Source organism: Catellatospora coxensis (assembly GCF_016862635.1).
In the GTDB taxonomy this organism is placed as follows: Bacteria; Actinomycetota; Actinomycetes; order Mycobacteriales; family Micromonosporaceae; genus Catellatospora; species Catellatospora coxensis.
In genome coordinates, this window is record NZ_BONI01000024.1 from 49,271 (window position 1) to 68,429 (window position 19,159).

15 protein-coding genes and 1 pseudogene are annotated in these 19,159 nt (G+C 68.0%); 7 read left to right on the top strand and 9 right to left on the bottom strand.

Annotated elements, in window-relative coordinates; all coding sequences use genetic code 11:
- Positions 1 to 55: 55 nt before the first annotated feature.
- Positions 56 to 1,693 (top strand): GAF domain-containing sensor histidine kinase, encoded by a 1,638-nt coding sequence (locus tag Cco03nite_RS16065; RefSeq protein WP_239167419.1) that lies wholly within the window; start codon positions 56 to 58, stop codon positions 1,691 to 1,693.
- Here the strand turns inward: Cco03nite_RS16065 and Cco03nite_RS16070 are convergent.
- Positions 1,690 to 2,328 carry a response regulator gene (locus tag Cco03nite_RS16070; RefSeq protein WP_203692896.1) on the bottom strand — a complete coding sequence of 213 codons (639 nt, stop codon included), beginning with the start codon at positions 2,326 to 2,328 and terminating at the stop codon, positions 1,690 to 1,692. The genes Cco03nite_RS16065 and Cco03nite_RS16070 overlap by 4 nt on opposite strands.
- A 133-nt stretch (positions 2,329 to 2,461) precedes the next feature.
- Here Cco03nite_RS16070 and Cco03nite_RS16075 point away from each other — a divergent pair, with 133 nt between their 5' ends.
- On the top strand, positions 2,462 to 3,442 hold the full coding sequence (locus tag Cco03nite_RS16075; protein WP_203692897.1) for an Acg family FMN-binding oxidoreductase: 981 nt from the start codon (positions 2,462 to 2,464) through the stop codon (positions 3,440 to 3,442).
- Between the two features lie 13 nt (positions 3,443 to 3,455).
- Positions 3,456 to 4,394, top strand: a complete 939-nt coding sequence (locus Cco03nite_RS16080) for a universal stress protein (RefSeq protein WP_203692898.1) — start codon at positions 3,456 to 3,458, stop codon at positions 4,392 to 4,394.
- Between the two features lie 1,270 nt (positions 4,395 to 5,664).
- Here the strand turns inward: Cco03nite_RS16080 and Cco03nite_RS16085 are convergent.
- Positions 5,665 to 6,174 (bottom strand): dTMP kinase, encoded by a 510-nt coding sequence (locus tag Cco03nite_RS16085; protein ID WP_203692899.1) that lies wholly within the window; start codon positions 6,172 to 6,174, stop codon positions 5,665 to 5,667.
- Positions 6,175 to 6,236: 62 nt separating this feature from the next.
- On the opposite strand from Cco03nite_RS16085, the gene Cco03nite_RS16090 reads away from it, so the two are divergent.
- Positions 6,237 to 7,205 (top strand): hypothetical protein, encoded by a 969-nt coding sequence (locus tag Cco03nite_RS16090; protein WP_203692900.1) that lies wholly within the window; start codon positions 6,237 to 6,239, stop codon positions 7,203 to 7,205.
- Between the two features lie 63 nt (positions 7,206 to 7,268).
- Here Cco03nite_RS16090 and Cco03nite_RS16095 read toward each other — a convergent pair whose 3' ends face one another.
- The 7 genes from Cco03nite_RS16095 to tnpB all read right to left on the bottom strand — a co-directional run bounded on the left by Cco03nite_RS16095 (position 7,269) and on the right by tnpB (position 16,995).
- Positions 7,269 to 9,296, bottom strand: a complete 2,028-nt coding sequence (locus Cco03nite_RS16095; protein ID WP_203692901.1) for a right-handed parallel beta-helix repeat-containing protein — start codon at positions 9,294 to 9,296, stop codon at positions 7,269 to 7,271.
- Between the two features lie 173 nt (positions 9,297 to 9,469).
- Positions 9,470 to 10,771, bottom strand: a complete 1,302-nt coding sequence (locus tag Cco03nite_RS16100) for a glycoside hydrolase family 36 protein (protein WP_203692902.1) — start codon at positions 10,769 to 10,771, stop codon at positions 9,470 to 9,472.
- 104 nt (positions 10,772 to 10,875) lie between these two features.
- Positions 10,876 to 11,430: a DUF624 domain-containing protein gene (locus Cco03nite_RS16105; RefSeq protein ID WP_203692903.1), complete on the bottom strand. Its 555-nt coding sequence runs from the start codon at positions 11,428 to 11,430 to the stop codon at positions 10,876 to 10,878.
- A gap of 142 nt (positions 11,431 to 11,572) precedes the next feature.
- Complete coding sequence (locus tag Cco03nite_RS16110; protein ID WP_203692904.1) at positions 11,573 to 12,526, bottom strand: carbohydrate ABC transporter permease; 954 nt, start codon at positions 12,524 to 12,526, stop codon at positions 11,573 to 11,575.
- 9 nt (positions 12,527 to 12,535) lie between these two features.
- Complete coding sequence (locus Cco03nite_RS16115) at positions 12,536 to 13,588, bottom strand: ABC transporter permease (RefSeq protein ID WP_203692905.1); 1,053 nt, start codon at positions 13,586 to 13,588, stop codon at positions 12,536 to 12,538.
- Positions 13,589 to 13,677: 89 nt separating this feature from the next.
- A complete protein-coding gene (locus Cco03nite_RS16120) occupies positions 13,678 to 15,372 on the bottom strand; it encodes a type 2 periplasmic-binding domain-containing protein (RefSeq protein ID WP_239167412.1) in 1,695 nt (564 codons plus the stop codon).
- 294 nt (positions 15,373 to 15,666) lie between these two features.
- Positions 15,667 to 16,995 (bottom strand): IS607 family element RNA-guided endonuclease TnpB, encoded by a 1,329-nt coding sequence (gene tnpB / locus Cco03nite_RS16125; protein WP_239167413.1) that lies wholly within the window; start codon positions 16,993 to 16,995, stop codon positions 15,667 to 15,669.
- A gap of 709 nt (positions 16,996 to 17,704) precedes the next feature.
- Here tnpB and Cco03nite_RS42865 point away from each other — a divergent pair.
- The 3 genes and pseudogenes from Cco03nite_RS42865 to Cco03nite_RS43175 all read left to right on the top strand — a co-directional run.
- Entirely contained in the window at positions 17,705 to 17,827 is a 123-nt protein-coding gene (locus Cco03nite_RS42865; RefSeq protein ID WP_275412043.1) for a hypothetical protein, read from the top strand.
- A 195-nt stretch (positions 17,828 to 18,022) separates the two neighbouring features.
- Positions 18,023 to 19,018, top strand: a complete 996-nt coding sequence (locus Cco03nite_RS16130) for a LacI family DNA-binding transcriptional regulator (RefSeq protein ID WP_203692906.1) — start codon at positions 18,023 to 18,025, stop codon at positions 19,016 to 19,018.
- Positions 19,019 to 19,066: 48 nt separating this feature from the next.
- Positions 19,067 to 19,159 (top strand): annotated as a pseudogene (locus tag Cco03nite_RS43175) (hypothetical protein); the annotation flags it as partial.

Below are 19,159 nucleotides of genomic sequence, written 5' to 3' on the forward strand. Positions count from 1 at the left end.
GGGCCATAGCATCGTGGCTGTGGAACAACAGTGGGGTTCGCTCGGTCTGTCGCCGCTGTCGCGTGTGCAACTCGACGAGCTCCTGCAGGAGCTGCTGGACCGGGTGTCGGAGGTCATGGCCAGCCGGGAGCGGCTGCGCCGCCTGCTGGACGCCGTCGTCGGCATCGGCACCGACCTGGACCTGCGCTCGACCCTGGAACGGATCGTCGTCGCCGCGTGCCACCTGGCCGACGCCCGCTACGGGGCGCTCGGCGTTCTGGGCCCCGACGACCGCCTGGTGGAGTTCATCACCCACGGCCTGTCGCCGGAGCAGCACGCGGCCATCGGCGACCTGCCCACCGGCCACGGCGTGCTCGGGCTGCTGATCAGCCATCCGGAACCGGTCCGCGTGCCGGACATCTCCACCCACCCGCGCTCAGTCGGGTTCCCGGCCAACCATCCGCCGATGCACAGCTTCCTGGGCGTGCCGATCCGCATCCGCGACCAGGTGTTCGGCAACCTGTACCTGGCCGACAAGCACAACGCTGCCGAGTTCACCGACGACGACCAGGAGATCACCATCGCGCTGGCCGCCGCCGCGGGCGCCGCGATCGAAAACGCCCGCCTGTACGAACTCGCCCAACGCCGCCAGCGCTGGCTGGCCGCCACCGCCGAGATCATCAACTCCCTCGGTGAGGACACCTCGACTGCCGAGGCCCTGCAGCTGGTCGCCCGGCGGGCACGCGAGGTCGCCGCAGCCGACCTCGTCGCCGTCCTGCTGCACGACGAGGACAACGCCACGCTGACCGTCGCCGTCGTCGACGCCGCCGAACCCGTGCCCGGCCTGCAAGGCGCGGTCATGCCGGTGGCCCAGACCGGGTTCGCGCCGGTGCTGTCCCAGCAGCAGGTCGTGACCCTCGACCAGCTCGGCAAAGCCGCGCCGTGGCCGGTGGCGGTCCCCGACATCCGCGGCGTCGCCGCGCCGTTCGCCGCCGGGCAGGGCGTACTGCTGGTCGCCTACACCGGTGCGGCACGCTCCGACGACGAGCTGCTGCTCACCGCGTTCGCCGGCCAAGCCGGCCTGGCGCTGCTGCGCGCCCGCGCCCGCGAGGACCGCGAGCAGCTGCTGGTGCTGTCCGACCGCGAACGCATCGCCCGCGACCTGCACGACGTCGTCATCCAGCGGCTGTTCGCCACCGGTCTGCAGCTGCAGACCGTCGCATCCATGGCAGCCAACCGCCCCGAACTGGCCTCGCGCATCGGGGCGGCGGTCGACGCCCTGGATAGCACCATCCGCGACATCCGCGGCGCGATCTTCGAACTGCGCAGCCCGGCCGGGCAGTCACTGCGCGCCGAACTGCGCACCCTGGTCGACGGGGCCGCCGAATCACTCGGCTTCCGTCCCTGTCTCGTCCTGGACGGACCCCTGGACAGCGCCGTGCCCGACGAACTGCGCGCCGACCTGCTCGCGGTGGTCCGCGAGGCGCTGTCCAACGTCGTACGCCATGCTCACGCCAGCCGGGTCGAGGTCGCGATCACCGTCGACGGCAGCACCCTCGACACGACCGTCACCGACGACGGCACCGGCGGCGCGACGCCTCGCGGCGGGCTGCTCAACCTCGCCGAACGCGCAGCTCTGCACGGCGGGCAGCTCACCGTCGCACCCGGCGACCCGGCCGGCACCGTGCTGCGCTGGAGCGTGCCGACCCGCTAACGCGGCGGCCCCGTCAGCTTCACCGCGAACACCGCCGCCTGCGTACGCCGCTCCAGGCCCAGCTTCGCCAGCAGGCTCGACACGTAGTTCTTGACCGTCTTCTCGGCGAGGAACATCTGCGCCGCGATCTGCCGGTTGGTCAACCCGTCGGCGACATAGCCCAGGATCTTGCGCTCCTGCTCGGTCAAGGACTTGAGCTGGTCCGGTTCGTGCTGCGGGTTGCGGATCCGTTCCAGGACCCGCTGGGTGATCGCCGGATCGAGCAGCGACTGCCCGGCCGCGACGCGGCGGATCCCGTCGACTAGGTCCGTGCCCCTGATCTGCTTGAGGACATACCCGGCGGCACCGGCCATGATCGCGGCGAACAGCGCCTCGTCGTCCTCGTACGACGTCAGGATCAGGCCCTTGATCGCCGGGTCGACCGAACGCACGTCACGGCACACGTCGATGCCGCTGCCGTCGGGCAGCCGACCGTCGAGCACCGCGACATCCGGACGCAGCGCCGGGATACGCCGGGTCGCCTCCGCAGCCGAACCGGACTCGCCGACCACCTCGATGTCACCGGCGGCCTCCAGCAGGTCACGCAGGCCGCGACGCACCACCTCGTGGTCGTCGAGCAGAAAGACACGGATCACACCCGCATTGTCTCTCTGCCAGACCGGGGCCGGGAAGGGACCAAAGACCCGTCCGCGGACAGGACCACCGCCCCTGCCGCGCCAGGCCCGCCGGCACTGACCCCGCCCCATCATCCCGACGGACAGTGAAGCCATGACCGCAGACGAGACGACCAGCGCCCCAGCGCTGTACGACGCGGCCCGCACCGCACTCGCCGCGCCGTCGATCTTCAACACCCAACCGTGGCGCTGGCACGCCGAACCCGACCAGCTACGCCTATACGCCGACCGCAGGCGCCAACTTTTCACCGCGGACCCGCAGGGCCGGCTCCTGACGATCAGCTGCGGCGCGGGACTGCACCACGCCCGCACCGCCCTGGCGGCCGCCGGACTCGACGCCGCCGTCGCCGAACTGCCCGACCCGGCCGACCCGGACCTGCTGGCCACGATCCGCATCGCCGGCCCGCACGAACCCGCACTCGCCGAACTGCAGGCATTCACCGCCATCACCCGCAGGCACACCGACCGCAGACCGTTCACCACACAACCGGTCACCGACGCCGCCTGCCGGGCACTGATCACCGCCGGAGAAACCCAGCACGCCCACGTCCACCTGGTCAGACCAGAACAGGTCGCCGTCCTCGCCCTCACGGCGGTCCGCGCCGGGGCACTGCAACTGTCCGACCCCGACTACCGCGCCGAACTGGCCGACTGGACCCACCGGCCACCGTGGAGCGGCGAAGGCGTGACCACCGACACCACCGTACGCGCAGTCCCTCGCAAGGTCCCGATCCGCGACTACGCCCCCTTCGGCGGCCAGACCATGCACCCGGGCCGCGACACCGACGCCGGAGCCCGCTACCTCGTGCTGTACACCGACGACGACACCCCCATCGCATGGCTGCACGCCGGACAGGCCCTGTCGGCGGTGCTGCTCACCGCGACGGTCCACGGCCTGGGCAGCGCACCCATCAGCGACGTCACCGAGGTCCCCGGCACCCGCGACGAACTGCGCCGGCTGCTGCCCGGACTCGGCCAGCCGCAGGTCTGCGTACGCATCGGCTACGCCCAACCCTGCACGCCACCGCCGACCACCCGCCGACCGTACGAAGAATCCATCAACCCCACCCCCTGAACAGGAGACCGACATGACCGCCCACCGGCCGATCCTCGTCGGCGTCGACGGCTCGCCGTCCAGCCTCGCCGCCGCCTCCTACGCCGCCGACCTCGCCGTACGCCGCCAGGCACCCCTGCACCTGGTGTACGGCTACCTCAGCCCCCTGTTCGGCTACGGCACCGTCGGGATGGCCGAGGCCTACTACGACGAGTCCGACACCCGCGCCGCGATCGACCGCAGCCTTGCCGACGCCGTCGATACCCTGCGCAAGCAGCACCCCGAACTCGGGGAGATCCACGCCCGGCAGATCACCGGCAGCCCCGCGCCGGTCCTGATCGAGCAGTCACGCACGGCGGCCGTGACCGTTGTCGGGTGCCGCGGCGTCGGAGGGTTCGCCGAGCTGCTCCTCGGCTCGGTGTCGGCGCAGGTCGCCGCCCACGCCCACGGCCCGGTCATCGTCGTGCGCCCGCCCGTGCCCGACCACATGATCGGACCAGGACCGGAACAGCCGACACCGCCCGCCTCCCACGGCCCGATCGTGGTCGGCATCGACGGGTCCCCGGCCGCACAAGCCGCGCTGACCTTCGCCGCTGCCGAAGCCATCAGCCGTGACGTGCCGCTGGTCGCAGCGCACGTCTACTGGCCCCAGCCGTGGCTGAAACTCGGCGCTGACGACATCGATGCCCAGGCCGAAGCCGAGCGTGCCGCCGAGGACCGGGCGCAGCGTCTGCTCGCCGACGCCACCTCGGCGCTGATCACCACCCACCCGCAGCTGAAGCTCGAGACCCGCGCCATCCGCAGCCTCAACAGCGAGTACAGCCTCGTCGAAGCCTCACGCGGCGCGACGCTGACCGTCGTGGGGTGCCGCGGTCGGGGCGGATTCGCCGGCCTGCTGCTCGGCTCCGTCAGCGGCGCCCTGGTCCACCACGCCCACAGCCCGGTCGCGGTCCTCCACCCGACCGAACACTGAGCCGCGTGACAAGCCGAAGGGCTCCTCGAGTCGGCGGTCGTTGGCTGGCGGCGGGCGTGCGGGTGCTCGGACCGCACCAGGTTCGGCACATGCTGGCGTCGAGCCTGCTGGACTCCGGTTACATCGTGCACGAGGTCGCCGAACGGCTCGGGCCACGACCCCGCGACACTGATGCGCTACTACACCCGGGTCAACGCAGTGGGCCGTCGGCAGGCCGCCGACGACGCAGCGGCTCTGGTCACCGGCCGACTGCCGCTCACCGGGGCGATCGGACCGTCGGCGCCGCCGGTCCCGCGGCAGCGAAGCCGGGCCGACCGCCGCCATCGTTGTCCGGCCGCTTGAACCGGATCACCGTTGTCAGGCGCTGGGTTGAACGCTCAACGCCGCAGGTGCGGCGTGAGCGAGGTTCAGTCAACTTGACTGGGCCGTCACCGTAGTGACCGGAGGGCGTGGACGCTGGGCGAATGCGCCGTAGTACCGCGCTTCAAATTCGATCGTGGCGCGTTTCGTGGACGCAGGCGCCGCACGGTTGGCGGCCCGTCAGGTCAGGCTCTCAACCATTCGGATTGTCTATTTTGTTATGCGGTGATTACCTGTCCTGGATGCAGGATGTGCGGTGAACTGGGGTAATGTGGCGCCTGGAATGGTGCAATCACAGACCCCTTGACGGGGGTACTTTATACTTCTGGTGACCTCGGCAAACGTTGCCTAGTACACCGCTGGCCCTTGATATACCTGGGGGTCAAGGGGTCGTCGGTTCGAATCCGGCCAGCCCGACAGTAAGAGGGTTTCCGCAGGTCACAGACCACGGAGACCCTCTTTTCTCGTTCCGGGGTCGTCGGTCAAAGTCAAGTACACCGCTGGTGGACCCCTTGACTAATGCGAGTTATCGAGTGACAAGTGTCAATTAGAGAAGCCTTGGTCGGCCGGGGATCTCCATGCCGACGTCCCGCTGCAGCGATCCGCCTGTCGCTGGATCACCCCGCTGGTGGACTCGGTGGGCCGGGTGCTTCCGTGGAAGCGCGGGCGTTGCGCGGCCTGGGGACCGGGGGTCTTTCCAGGGTGCTGGCAATGCGGTCGGCGGGCGCGGCCGGCGGTGTGTGATCGGTGTGGAGCTGTAGCAGTGGCCAGTCCATGGCAGCCAGCGTGGCGGCGGCCGCCTGGTAGGCGAGGATCTCGCGGCTGGCGTTGCCTGGCTCGGCTTGGCAGCGACTGTGCGGCCCACGTGCGGCTATTCGGGCGTCCAGCGCGTCGGGGCTGCTGGAGAGGATCACTGCGAGGTCGGGCTGGGGTAGGCCCGCGTGGAGATCCCACATGACCTGTTCTGGGACTCTGCGCAGCGTGTCCAGGGCGAGGGAGGCGACGTAGCGGTCGCGATGACGGTCTGTCCGCTGGTCAGAGCGGGCAGGATGTCGGTGTGTACGTGCTGGTAGCGGTCGGCGGTGACGACGTGGGCCAGGGGCAGCCCGTTGAGAGTACGCAGAGCGTGGCGGACGTAGGCGCCGAACGGCGAGCGTGACGGCTGCTGCGTTCGCAGGATGTGGTGGCCTGTGGCGGTGAGCGGCCGTTCGAGTGCCGCCGCGGTGCTGGTCTTGCCGGTTCCGCCGGGTCCGTCGATGGTGATCCAGCGTGGGCTGGGGTCTACACCCGTTGGAAGGTTGTGTCGGTGAGGGCGGGCAGCAGCACGCCGGGGCCGCCTCGGATGATGTCGGGACCAGCGATGGCCTCGGCGACGGCAGGGAACAGGTGCAACTGGTAGACCTGACTCACAGGCACCCAAACGATCGCGCCGGGGAGAGGTCGTCTTGCTCCACGAGCGCGAGTTCGCCGCGCTGTTCAGGGGTGATCCAGACCGCGAAGACCGGGTGCAGTTTGCGGGGCGGGGCGGTGGGGCCGGGACGACTGTATCGCGTCTCGCTTGCCATCGACGGCGATGCGAGACCGCACATCGCTTTCGTCAGCGAGGCCAGCGACCATCTGATGTACGGGTTCCGAAACTCGTCCTGGCAGTTCGAGGAGGTGCCGACCGAGGCTGGACTCTTCGCCGGATCGGTGCGGTTCCCCGCCATGAAGCTCTACCGCGGGGACCTCGAGGTCGAGGACGTGTTCAAGTGGCGGCCCCACTTCTGTTACCAGGCGGGGCTGGCGCTGAAGCACCTTGCCAAGCAGCCGCGCCGGGACAACCCAGCCGCAGGTGCCGTCTGGAAGAAGCACTTCGAGGAGGTCGACCCGGTCCAGGTCACGGAGAAGGGCTGGTACGCCACGCTCGACTTCGACCGGGCACAGGACAACACGATGCGGATCGCCTATTTCGACGAGCTTCCGGGTGCGGCCAAGCGGCAGTTGCGCCTGGCGACGATGACGCAGAGCTTCGAGCCGGGCGTGCCCAACACGTGGACGGTGGATGTCATCGACGGGGGTGACGTTCTGGGGGAGTTCCCTGCGCTGGCGCGCACGATCAGCGGTGGAGGAGCCATCTCCTACTTCGAACGCAACGCCCGCCAGCTCAAGATCTGCATGTTCGGGCCGTTCCCGGAGTCGCCAGCCGTCGAGGTCGTGACGGGGGACGTGGACAACGACGACGTCTGGTCCTCGGTGGGCGCGAGCTTCCAGTTCAAGTTCTGCATCGCCTACGGTTCCGGCGGCAAACTTCGGTACGCCACACGGACCGGCATCAACACCTTCGACATCCAGGATGTCGACAGTGGCGGTCGCTGGCCGAGCCTGGCATTCGACGACAACGGGACTGTGCACATAGCGCACGTCGCGGGCGGAACGTTGAAGTACGCCACCGCGGCGACCGGCAACTGAGCCGCTCGGGACGCCCGTGACGCCGACGCCAAGGCCCCAGAAACCGGATTGTTCAGGACGGTCCTAGCGCCGGCCCGCCGGTTCTGGCGCGGCGAGTATCCGGGTGACGGGCGCCGATGCGGCGAAAGGCCCGGGCACAACCTCACCTCGGAGGATCCCACAGAGGTCGGCGCTTAGGTCCAGGTCAGACCCATCGGGGTTGGTGTAGCCGATCTCGGCTTGGTAGCTGGTCCCGAGGCGGTCGGTGGTCACCGGGGCGACCACGTGGGTGCCCGGGTGGGTCACCTCGACGCGAAGGGTGCCGGCTGCGGTGTCGAGCACCTCGACGCGCACGGGTGATGGGCCTGTGATGATGGCCGTGGGTTCCGCGCGGAACGGCTCGGCACCCTCCGCGTAGAGGTTGCCCTCGATCCAGACCGGAAGGCGTGGCCCGGCCATCGCGCTGCCATGCTCGTTGGGGTACTCCTGCGCCGTCGGGTAGGCGTCGTACTGCGAGCTGCCCACCGGGGTGGGCATGAAGGTGGCCTGCCCGGGCACGCCGTCCATGTCGATCGCGCCGGACCAGAAGCTCGCGAGCGTCGGTTCCGGCTGCGGTTCGGTGTGCTCGGCGCGCGCGCCGTCGCCGACGAAGACGTTGTTGTAGAACCGGTTGTCTCCACCGAGGATGTTCGAGACTCCGTAGACGGCCGTGGAGTGCGGGAGGTGGTACGGGGTGTACCGCTGGTGCTCGGTGCAGTTCGCGATGCGACCGGCGATGTAGTTGTGCACGTAGGCGCCGCCGCTGGACATGTCCTTGACCGCCCACGGTGACAGGAACAGGTTCGAGTCCACGAGGTACGGGCCGTGGCAGACCTCGACCATGAAGTCTTCGGAGGTGGAGGCGTAGAAGACGTTGCGCCGCACCAGGGTGCCCTGGGCCTGCCAGTCGAGCCACAGGGCACGGTGCGTGTGATGGATGGTGTTCCCGCTGATCACGGTGTCGATCGCGGCATGCAGCTTGATGCCGGCCACCTCGGCGCCGTGCCACTGGCGCTTCACGTGGATGCGGGAGATGTGGTTGTCGCTGATGGTCGAGAACGCCGCCCCCAGGTGCCCGACGATGCCGGCCTGCTCGCAGTCCCGGATCGTGTTGCGGCGCACCGTGTGGGAGCCGACGTGATCCCGGTCCCACGGGTGCGGCTCGCCCGCGGCGGGCCCGCGCAGGGCGAGCGCCCGCTGGATCACCTCGCGCTCGCGCTGTGTGCCGCCCTTGGCGCCCTTCGGCCCTGCGGCGGCCTCGTTCTGCCCGGTGCTGGCCTCTTTGCCCAGCGAGACGCCGACATTCTTCGAGTCGGTGATCGTGTTGTCCTCGATCACCCAGCCCTTCGACCAGTGCGGGCCGATCAGGCCCTCTTGCAGCGCCGTGGGCGGGGCCCACTGCGTGGCGGCCTTCGTCAGGGTGAAGCCGCGCACCGTGATGTAGTCAATGCCCGTGGCGGCGGGCCAGAAGACGGACTTGCGCGCGTTGATCTCGATCTGGTGGTCCGCCGGGTCGGCGCCCCCGAAGTTCGCCCAGATCGTGGTGACGTCGTCGCCCACCTCGCAGTACCAGGTCAGCAGCGAGCCCGCCTGGTCGAACGAGTCCACGGTGACCTCGGGGTGCTCGACGCCGGCCATGGTCAGCGACTCGTACAACGACTTGCCGTCGAGATACACCTCGCCCGTATGCCAGGTGTTGACCTGGTCGAAGAACCAGTCCCCACCGATGCGCTCGAGGTAGGGGTTGGGCGACCCGAACAGGGTGTTCGGCACGGTCGCCACCCAGACCCGGCCCGCCTGGCCGGCGTGCGGATGCCAGTCGCCGATCACCTCAGCGCCCGAGATCGTCACCTTCTCGAACAGGCCATCCGCGTCCAGTGCAGCCTGGTAGGTGATCGGCGCGGCAGCCGTGCCGCCGCGCGGCGGGTTGACCCACTCGCGGTACACACCTTCGTGCACGAAGACGGTGTCCCCCGGCTGAGCCAGCGCCGCGGCAGCACCGATCGTGAGCAGGGGGGCCTGCGCGGTTCCGGCGGCGTTGTCGGAACCAGACTTCGCGACGTGCAGCGACACGCCGGTAACCTCAGCCTGAGGGACGGGGAAAGCAAGAGCGCTGCTGGCCATTGATGATCTCGATTTCTAGAGTTTCCATCGGTACCTGGAGGTCTGCGTCTGAGTGCGATTACCTTGCGAGACGGTGGCGAGTCCGTACGGCAGCCGGCGCGGATCGGGCCGTCCGGCATATCTCACTCGATCTGCGTGAGCAGCAATGCCGCGGCAGAGAACGGCTCATTCAGCTCCACGACTACTAGCTCCTCGGTCAGCTTGACCACGATCTCGCGGTGGGAGTAGAGGTCGCTGACCTCGTACCTACCCGGTGGCAAAGCAACCTCGATCGGAGTTCGCTCAGCGGCTCCGAACCGGTGGACGACGACCAGGATCTGGGCCCCGTCGTTGGACACTCGCCGGACTGCCTGCCACCCTTCGGGGTGCCGATAGCTGCTCACCTTCGGTCCGAACCGGTGACTGACACCGTTCTTGATCACCGGGACCGCCATCCTGTAGAAGGTGATTGCCCGGGAGACCACAGCCCACTGCTCGTCACTCAGTTCGTGGATGTCGCCCGATAGGCACATCCGGCCGAGCATGGTCGCGGTGAGCGAGTACGCAAGCCGCTGTGGGGAGTCCTGCGCGCGCAGCACTGCCCAGATCTGGCTCTGCCGCGGGAGCAGTGCGCGTTGCACGTTGGCGGCGATGATGGGGATCTCCGCGCACTCGTGCGCGTCCGAGAATGACGACATGCTGGTGAGGGCCAGCATCGAGGGCTCCAGCCGGTGGCCGCCGGACGCGCAGTTCTCCATCACGAGCTCCGGCATCTCCTCGCGGATCATCCGGAAGAAGGCCTGGACTGCGGCCATCTGCTGTCGCAACCCCTCACCGAGGGACTCTGCTCCGTCGCACCCGATTCCGATGCTGTTGTTGTAGTCGACTTTGAGATAGCCGAAGCCGTTGGCCTTGAGGAAGTCGATCACCCGGTCTTTGAGGTACCCGATCACGAACGGATCGCGGAAGTCCCAGAAGCGTCGGCCGCCTACGGTGACGGGGACGCCGTCGCGCTTGAGGAGGTGGTCGGTCAGCGGGAATGACGTGGCCCGGGAACCGACCGTCTCGAACTCGAACCAGATGCCGGGGATCATGCCGGCGGACCGCACGTGGTCAAGCGCCTCGGTCAGTCCGTCGGGGAACGTTCGGCGGTCCAGCTCCCAGTCGCCGTGACCGTTGAACCATTCGCTTCCCTCGGCCTTGTACCAGCCGCTGTCGATGACGAGATATCGAATCCCTTTCCGCAACGAACGACCGGCCGAACCGCCCGGGTATGTGTCACCGACGGTCTTGATCTGGACGAGCGAGTCGATGGCAGACGACTTCTCGGCGACCTGGCCAGCCATTGCCGCCGGGAAGAGCATCATTCCCACCGGCCCGCCCGGACCAGGCCGCATGTAGCGGGCGATCGTGTCCCCGAGGACGTAGTCCTTCAGGACCTCCACGACTACTCCTTTCAAAGACCGTGTCGAAGTAGCACCAGCACGATCCGGACGAAGTTGCCGAACCAGCCGAGCCCGTCAATCTGAGCGGCCTCGGCTGGAGAGCGTCAGATCTCCGCCTCCTTCGGCTCCGGTTGCACGTACCCCCGGGCGACGAAGAACCCCTCGAGCAGGTAGCACCACCACAGGAGGATCAGGCCGGGCGCCACGAACACCGCGGGCATGAAGTTCCAGATGGCGACGCCTCCGAGGACCACGGCGATCCCGAGCAGGAACGTCAGGCTGGGCGTCGTCAGCCCCAACGTGAGCCCGTTGAGCACCTGGCGCCAGGTGGGGTTGGTGAAGCGGGCTGCTAGGGGGAGGCACCAGAAGACCAGGACCAGGAGGAAGAGTCCGACGACAAGGAGCGGCACCCAGACTTCGGCTGGCCCGAGAGTGGGCAGGTAGGAGAGCGTGAGGATGCCCACGGCCGCGACCGGGACGGCCAGCAGGCCGATGACGGTCGCCTGCCTCCAGCTCTGCCGCAAGGCCTTCGTGGCGATGGCCCAGGGGCCTGCGTCCTTGCCCAGGACGTACCGGCGGCACACCTCGTAGGCGACCACCGTTCCCGCTCCCGCCGTCACGACAAGGCCGAGGCTCACGAGCCAGAACAGGCTGATCACGATGACGGAGCCGAGCGAGTCCAGGATGCGCCACAGTCGCGACGCGGGGTGGTAACGGAAGATGGTCGGCGCCTTTCCGTGTGCTGAGTTGCGGGGTCGTGAGGATGGGGTCGGCCTGCCGGCGGGCGGGAGCCCGGCGCCGTCAGCCCTTCACGGAGCCGATCACGAGACCGGACACGAAGTGCTTCTGCAGGAACGGGTAGACGAGCAGGATGGGGACGGCCGCCACCATGGTGATCGTCGATCGCAGCGCGATCGGTGTGGTGACCTGCCCGCCAGACTGCGCGCTGCCCGTGGCGGCCACGGAGTTCATGCCGGCGTTCATCGAGCTCGCCAGTAGCTTCTGCAACTCGTACTGCAGGGTGGACAACGCCTGATCGCCCGAGTTGTAGAGCAGGGTGTCCAGCCAGGAGTTCCAGCTGGCCACGGCCACGAACAGACCCACCACGGCCAGCGCGGGCTTGCACAGCGGCATCACGATCTGCCACCACATGCGGAACTCGCCCGCGCCGTCGGTCCGTGCCGACTCGATGATCTCGTCGGGGATCGACTTCATGTACGTGCGCAGGACGATCAGGTTGAACGCGCTGATGATCGTCGGCACCCAGTAGGCCTGGAAGCTGTTCAGCATGCCCAGGTCCCTGATGAGCAGGTAGTTGGGGATCAGCCCGGCGTCGAAGTACATCGTCAGCACGAAGATCAGGGTGATCGAGCGGCGGAAGATGAACTCTTTGCGGCTGAGCGCGTAGGCGAGCATCGAGGTGAAGAACAGGTTTGTCGCCACCACCACGACCGTCTTCAGGACGCTCATGACGAACGCCTGGTAGATCGTGGTCATGTTGAACACGACGTGGTAGTTCTGCAGCGAGAAGACCCGAGGCCAGATGCCGATCCCGCCACGGACGGCGTCGTTGCCGTCGTTGAGGGAGATGGCGAGCGTGTTCAGCAGCGGGTAGATCATGAGCGCCGCGAGGGCCAGCAGGAAGGTCGTGTTGAGCGTCGTGAAGATGATCTGCTCGACCGTCCGCTTGCGACGCCGTGACCCGCCTCGTGATGCGCGCCGCGGCAGAGGCTTCGCGACAGTGGTGCCTGACATGAAGTCCTCCTAGACCAGCGTCTCTTGGTTGAGGCGCTTGGCCGCTAGGTTCGCCGAGCCCACCAGGATGACGGCGACGATGGTCTTGAAGATGCCCGCGACGACGGCGAGGCTGTAGTTGCCCAGCTGGTAGCCGTAGCGCAGCACGAAGACGTCGATGGTCTCGGACTTTTCGGACACCAGGCCGTTGCCGAGGAAGTACGGCAGCTCGAAGTTCGTGGACAGGATCCAGCCGCTGTTGATGATGAGCAGCACGACGATCGTGGGCCTGATGCTCGGGAGCGTGATGCTGAACATCTTGCGATAGCGGCCCGCTCCGTCGACCTCGGCGGCCTCGTACAGGCCCGGGTCGATCGCAGTGATCGCGGCCAGGTAGAGGATCGTGTTCCAGCCCAGCTCCTTCCACAGGTTCGTCCCGGCGACGATCTCCCAGAAGTAGTTCGGCTGGGTCAGGAACAGGACCGGCTCGTCGACGAGGTGCAGGCTAATGAGGCCCTGGTTGATGAACCCGCCGGAGGAGGGCAGCGAGAGCGCCACCGATGCCAGGCTCGCCACGATCACCCAGCTGAGGAAGTGGGGCATGTACGTGATGTTCTGCATGATCCGCTTGAACGGCAGGTTCTTGACCTCGTTCAGCAGCAGCGCCAGGACGATGGCCCCGAAGGTCCCGACGATCAGGGTCAGGACCGACTGTCCCATCGTGTTGACCACGACCTGGCGGAACCGCTCACCGTTGACGCCGGTGAACAGGTTGTGGAAGTTTTCGAGGCCCACCCACTGCTGGTTCCAGATGCTGCCGCGACCCGGCTTGTAGCGCTGGAAGGCGATCGCCCAGCCGTAGACCGGGACGTACTTGAACAGGATCTGGTACAGCAGCAGCGGGACGGCCATCGCGAGCAGGGCTCGCTGCGCCCAGACCCTGTCCCAGGTGATCTTGCGCTTGGGATCCTTCGACGCGTTCTTTCGGGCCTTGCGCTGCTGGGCACGCGAGCTGCTCGCGGGCTCCGGGGCCGGTTCGGCCCCGGAGGCGGTCACAGGGGCGCTGACCGTGGTGTCCGACATCTGTCCAACCTCGTCAGGAGCAGTGGGCGGTAATCGAGAACGCGTCGTGGTGGGGGCGCACGCCGCCCACCACGACTGCGCGCAGACTGTTACCAGTTGGCCAGACGGTCCTTGATGCCGGCGTTGACGGCGTCCTCGTACACCTTGACGTCGACCTTGTGGATGGAGTCGACGTAGGCCTGCCAGTTCTTGTCGAAGTCGGCGGGATTGCCGGCGATGATCTTCGGCAGGTTCTGCACGCTGGTGTCGGTCAGCTGCTGGTTGACCTGGTTGGCGGCGTCGGAGAGCTTGATGTTCCAGGCCGGGTAGTACTTGGGGTTCTCCGGCGCCTTGTTCACGAAGTCAAGCCAGGTCTTCTTGTTGCCGTACTTGGCCATGAAGTTCTTGTCGTAGTCGCTCAGCGTCGCGTAGAACTCGGCGGGCTGGTCGTCGGGGCTGTAGGCGTTGCCGTCGGAGAACTTGCCCTGGTGCTTGGGCAGCATGTCGAGCAGCGCATCGAGACGGTTGTGCGAACGCCAGGTGATGTCCTTGTAGTTCTTGCGCTGCTCGTCCGTGCGGGAGAAGACGCCGTCGGCGCCGACCTGGTAGTCCTCGCCGGCGATGCCCCAGGAGAGCGTCTTCTGCCACTCCTCGCTGAGCATGGTGTCGAGGAACTTCAGTGCCTTCTTCGGCTGCTTGCTGGAGACCGAGACGCCGAAGCCCTGGTTGATGTTCATGACGGCGCGGTCGGCGTACCAGGGCGTCACCCCGTCGTAGACGGGCATGAGGGGCACGTAGGTGTTCTCGTCCTTGCCGGCGCTCTGCAGCGACTGGGTGGCGGTCCCGAAGTTCCAGCCCTGGTCGTGCATGCCGAGGACGGCGCCGGTGGCCAGCTTCGCGGTGTACTGGTCGAACGTCAGGGTGAAGGACTCGCGGTCGACGAGGCCCGCGTTGTACTGCTGGTTGAGGACCTTGTAGAAGTTCTTCGCGACGTCCTTGTCGGCGTAGATCGACGCGTTGTTGTTGCCGTCGACGATGACGCCACCGTTGTTCGGGGAGCCTGCCAGCAGCGCCGGCGGGTTGGTCATGCCCCACTCGCGGCCCTTGGACGCCAGAATCTCGAAGCCGACGGTCGGGGCGCCGTTGGTCTGGGGGTGCTTCGCCTTGTAGTCCGAGATGAGCTGGAAGTAGCGGTCGAGCGTCATGTTGCCGAGGTCCGGGTAGCCGGCGTCCGCGAGCACACGCTTCTGGATCCAGAACGCGGGACCGTAGTAGGTGCCGCCGGTGATGTCGCCGTAGAAGCGGTTGTAGTTCGGGAAGATGTACAGGCCCTTGTCCACCTCATCGCCCGAGTAACTCATCTTCTTGATGTCGTCCTTGACGTGCGCGGCGAGGTTGGGGTAGGTCCCCGTCTGCAGCATGTCGTCCAGGCGCCGCAGAGCGCCGCCCTCCAGGAAACGCTGCTTCAGGTCGCCGGTGCCGACGAGGTCGGGGTACTGACCGCCCGCGAGCATGACACCGATCTTCTGGTCCTCGTTGTCCGGCGTGACGATCTCGTACGTGAGGGTGACACCGAGCTTGTCCTTGAGCAGCTTGGTGATCTTGTTGTCGGGTGCCGGGGCCTGCTGGGCCGAGGTGATCCAGACCGAGAGCGTCGTCGGGTTGCTGGGGCTCAGCGCGTCCGAATCGTCCGTGCTCTCGTCCTCCGTGCAGGCAGCCAGGGCGATCAGTGCCATGGCCGTGGCGGCCACGGTGAGCTGCCGCCCGGCCCGGCGCAGGCCGCCGAGTCCAAGGTTGCGCTTCATGTCTCTCCTTATGAGAACTGTCCTGATGTCTCCGCTGTGAGAAAACTTTCCGGGCGATGTTGCCCGGAAGGTGCGCTGTGGACGCGAATTCGGCCTCGCGTCTTAATCTCGGCGTGATTTTAGCGATAAAGTAGAGAGGCGATCGAGTTCCGTCAAGCCCCGCGCACGAACCGAGACTCCGCCGTGACGTCCCGGTCCACATGCAAGGAGCCGCATGCGCCACACCGTTGCAATCGAGTGGACTCTAGTGATCACTCGTGTTGCAGTCGGCCGTTGCCAGCCGACGGTCCCCGTCTAACCCACCGAGATGGTGCGGGGTGGTCGTTTCACAGCCACCAGCCACCACGAGGTGGTCTCACGGTCGGCTCCACGGCCGTTTTGCGTCTCCCGGCCACTCCGGGCGACGTACTGCTTCAGGTTGATCGCTGCGTTCAGGTCGCGGTCCAGGCACAGGCCGCAGTGTTCGCAGGTGTAGGTCCGTACCTGCAGGCGCAGTTTGGGTTTCACTACGCCGCAGGATGAACAGGTCTTCGAGGAGGCGAACCACCGGTCGGCCACGATCAGCTGGCCGCCGTTCCATGCGGTTTTGTATTCGAGGTGGCGGCGCAGGGTGGCCCACCCGGCGTCGGCGATGTGCCGGGCCAGGCGCCGGTTGCGGATCATCCCGGTGATGTTGAGGTCCTCGACCACGATCGTGCCGTAGGCCGCGGCGAGGGTGGTGGTGAGTTTGTGCAGGCCGTCGGCGCGCAGGTTCGCCACCCGAGCGTGCACGCGGGCCAGCCGGGTCTTGGCCTGCCGCCAGCGACGCGACGGCTGCGGTCCGGTGTGCCGGTCCGGGCCCTGGCGCCGGGACAGGGTCCGGGCGGCGGCGCGCAGCCGCGCCTGTGCCTGGGTCAGGTGGCGGGGGTTGGGCACGACCTGCCCGGTCGACAGCACCGCCAAGTTCGTGATGCCGACGTCGACACCGACGGTGGCCTGCGGGCGGGCGGGGGTGCGTACGGTGCGGGTGACCTCGACGGTGAAGGACACGTGCCAGCGCCCGCCGGTGTGGCGGACGGTGGCCGACAGGATCCGGGCCGTGCCCGCGTGTAGGCGCCGGGCGAGTTTGCGGGTCGACTCGTGGGTGCGGATGCGGCCAAGTCTGGGCAGCGTGACGTGGTGGCGGGTGTCCTCGACCCGGATGGTGCCGGTGGTGAACCGCACCGACGGCGTCACCCGCCGCCGGGACCGGAACCGCGGGAATCCGACCCGCTTCCCGGCACGGCGGCCCGACCGGGACGCCGACCAGTTGCCCAGCGCCCGCGCAAGCCCATCCAATCCGGTGTTGAACGCCTCCTTCGAGCACTGCGCCCACCACGGCGCGACCTGGGGCTTTGCCGCATTCCATGCGCGGCGCAGGGCGGGCAGGGACCAGCCCAAAGCCGGGGTCAGCTGCTCACCGTCCAGGCCGTAGGTGCGTTCGGCGGCGCGCTGGTCGAGGTTGGCGCGCACCGCGGCCAGAGCCCAGTTGAACGCGAACCGGCCCGCACCGGCATGGCGGTGCAGGTCCCGGTCCTGGGCCGGGGTTGGGTCAAGGGCGAACCGGTAGGCCTGCACCACGACAGCACCAACCACATCGGACACGCTATACACCGAGTACGACAACACCTCGACCACCACCCGCCGCACAACACGCCGGCCCGGCACACCAACGGGCGCTGAAGCACACCAAAGCTCACTCAACCAAGAGCAGCTGGATGCCCTCCAGAACGACGCCCTGTCGGCGTACGGGTTGGCGTGGACAGGTAGGTGCGGCTGAACGTACCCAGCTCGCCGTACGCGATCGATCCCGCAGCGTGACTGCCCGTTCACTTTGGCCACTTCGGCGGTGGCGGTGGTAGGCCGAGGTCACGGCGAAAGGAATGGGCTCGATCGAGGGATACACCGTCGTCGGCCTTCCAGGGCGGGCATAGTCAGCCGGTGACCGGTAGGCCCCGGACGTACCCCTGGTGGCGGCCAGGTCCGGGGACCTGACAGCTGCCCGGCGCGGCGTGCGCGAAGCGGCCGGCCAGCCGCGCTGGTTCGAGCCCCCCGCCCGACGCTTCCGACGGACGATGAGCTACCCAACGCCGACAGGCGGCATGTCCCATCCAGCGTCTCGACAGTCGACTATGGATCATGCAGAAGCTGGGTACGTTCAGCCGTACCCGGCTGTGTACCTTCGCTCCTACGCCGACATCGTCACCATCCTGCCGGCATTGCCCGCCGGATGGACATCGGGAAAGGCACGCGGACTGCGCGTCCGGGCGGTGACGCCGTCGATCTCGAGTGGCGGGACAGGGTGCTGTCGAGCGTGGTGCTCCACGCCTTGGCGACGCGTGAGGTGACCATCGACGTGCCCGGAGACGGGCAGGTGCGCATCAGGCGCAGGGTGTCGCTGCAGGCCGGCGCGACGGTGACCGTGGTGGCACCGTAGGCGTGGGATGGTGCCGGGCCCCCACAGGGTCAGCAGAAGCTCGCCCCGTCAGGCTCGGTGGACTCACTTGCCAAGCCGCATTTTATCGATAATATGACGGCATCCCGCGGTATGGCCGAGCCGCGAGCCTCTCGTCAGAGGTTGCTGGGGTGGCAGAACGTCGCGCACAGGAGGATACACATGGCGAGGGTGACGATGGCGGACGTCGCCCGTGAGGCGGGCGTGTCGACCATGACCGTGTCGAACGTCCTCAACGAGCGCCTGCCGGTCAACGAGCCGACGCGTGCCCGCGTCATGGCCGCCGTCGCGGCTCTGGGGTACGAGGTCAACCTGACCGCGCGACACCTGCGCGCGGGACGGACCGACACCGTCGCCTTCATCGTGCCCAGCTTCCACGACTACTTCGGTGAGATCGCCGACAAGATCGCGCCGCTGATCGAGGCCGACGGGCGGCACCTCGTCCTCGAGCGGACGAGCGCCAGCCCGGAGCATGAGATGGCGGCGGTGAGCGTCGCGCGACTGCAGTACTACGACGGCGTCCTGCTGTCCGTCGCCGGCCTCGACCGCGACCAGCTGGACCGCGTGCGCACGCCCAAGCCGATCGTGCTGCTCGGCGAGCGTGACGTGCCCGACCGCTTCAACCACGTGCGGCTGGCCAACGAAGAGGGCGCCCGCCTCGCGACAGCGCACATGATCGAGCACGGCTCGCGACGCATCCTTGCACTGGGCTGCACATTCGACACCGCGCACATGATGTCGTCGGACCGCCGCGCTGGCTGGGAGCGCGCACTTCGCGATGCCGGCCTCGATGTCGACGCACGCCATGTTGTGCCCGTCTCCACCTACACGTCGGCGGCCGGACGCGATGCCCTGCTCGACGTCATCGCGTCCGGGCTGCCCTTCGACGGCGTCTTCGCCGTCACCGACGTCATCGCGCTCGGCGCGATCGCGGCCCTGGCAGAGAGCGGGCTTCGGGTGCCCGTCGACGTCCAGCTCGCCGGGTTCGACAACCTCGACATGGCCAGGTTCGTCCCGCCCGGCCTCACCTCCGTCGACGCGGACCATGAAGGTGTCGCCGAGACCGCGGTGGGTCTGCTGCGCCGGCAGATGGCGGGCTGGACCGGCCCGGCCGAGCACGTCGTCGCGCCCGTCAGTCTCGTGGTGCGTGGCTCCACCCGCGGTGGCGCGTAAGGCCGTGCACTCACGCGCGCAACGCCGCGCGCCACTTTAGCCCGAACGGTTACAGCGATCCCGTTCTCGACCTGGGGTAACCGTGCCCCCGGCCCGATGCGGGTCTGGCCTCCGCGAGCTCCTCGCTGCGGCCAGCAATGA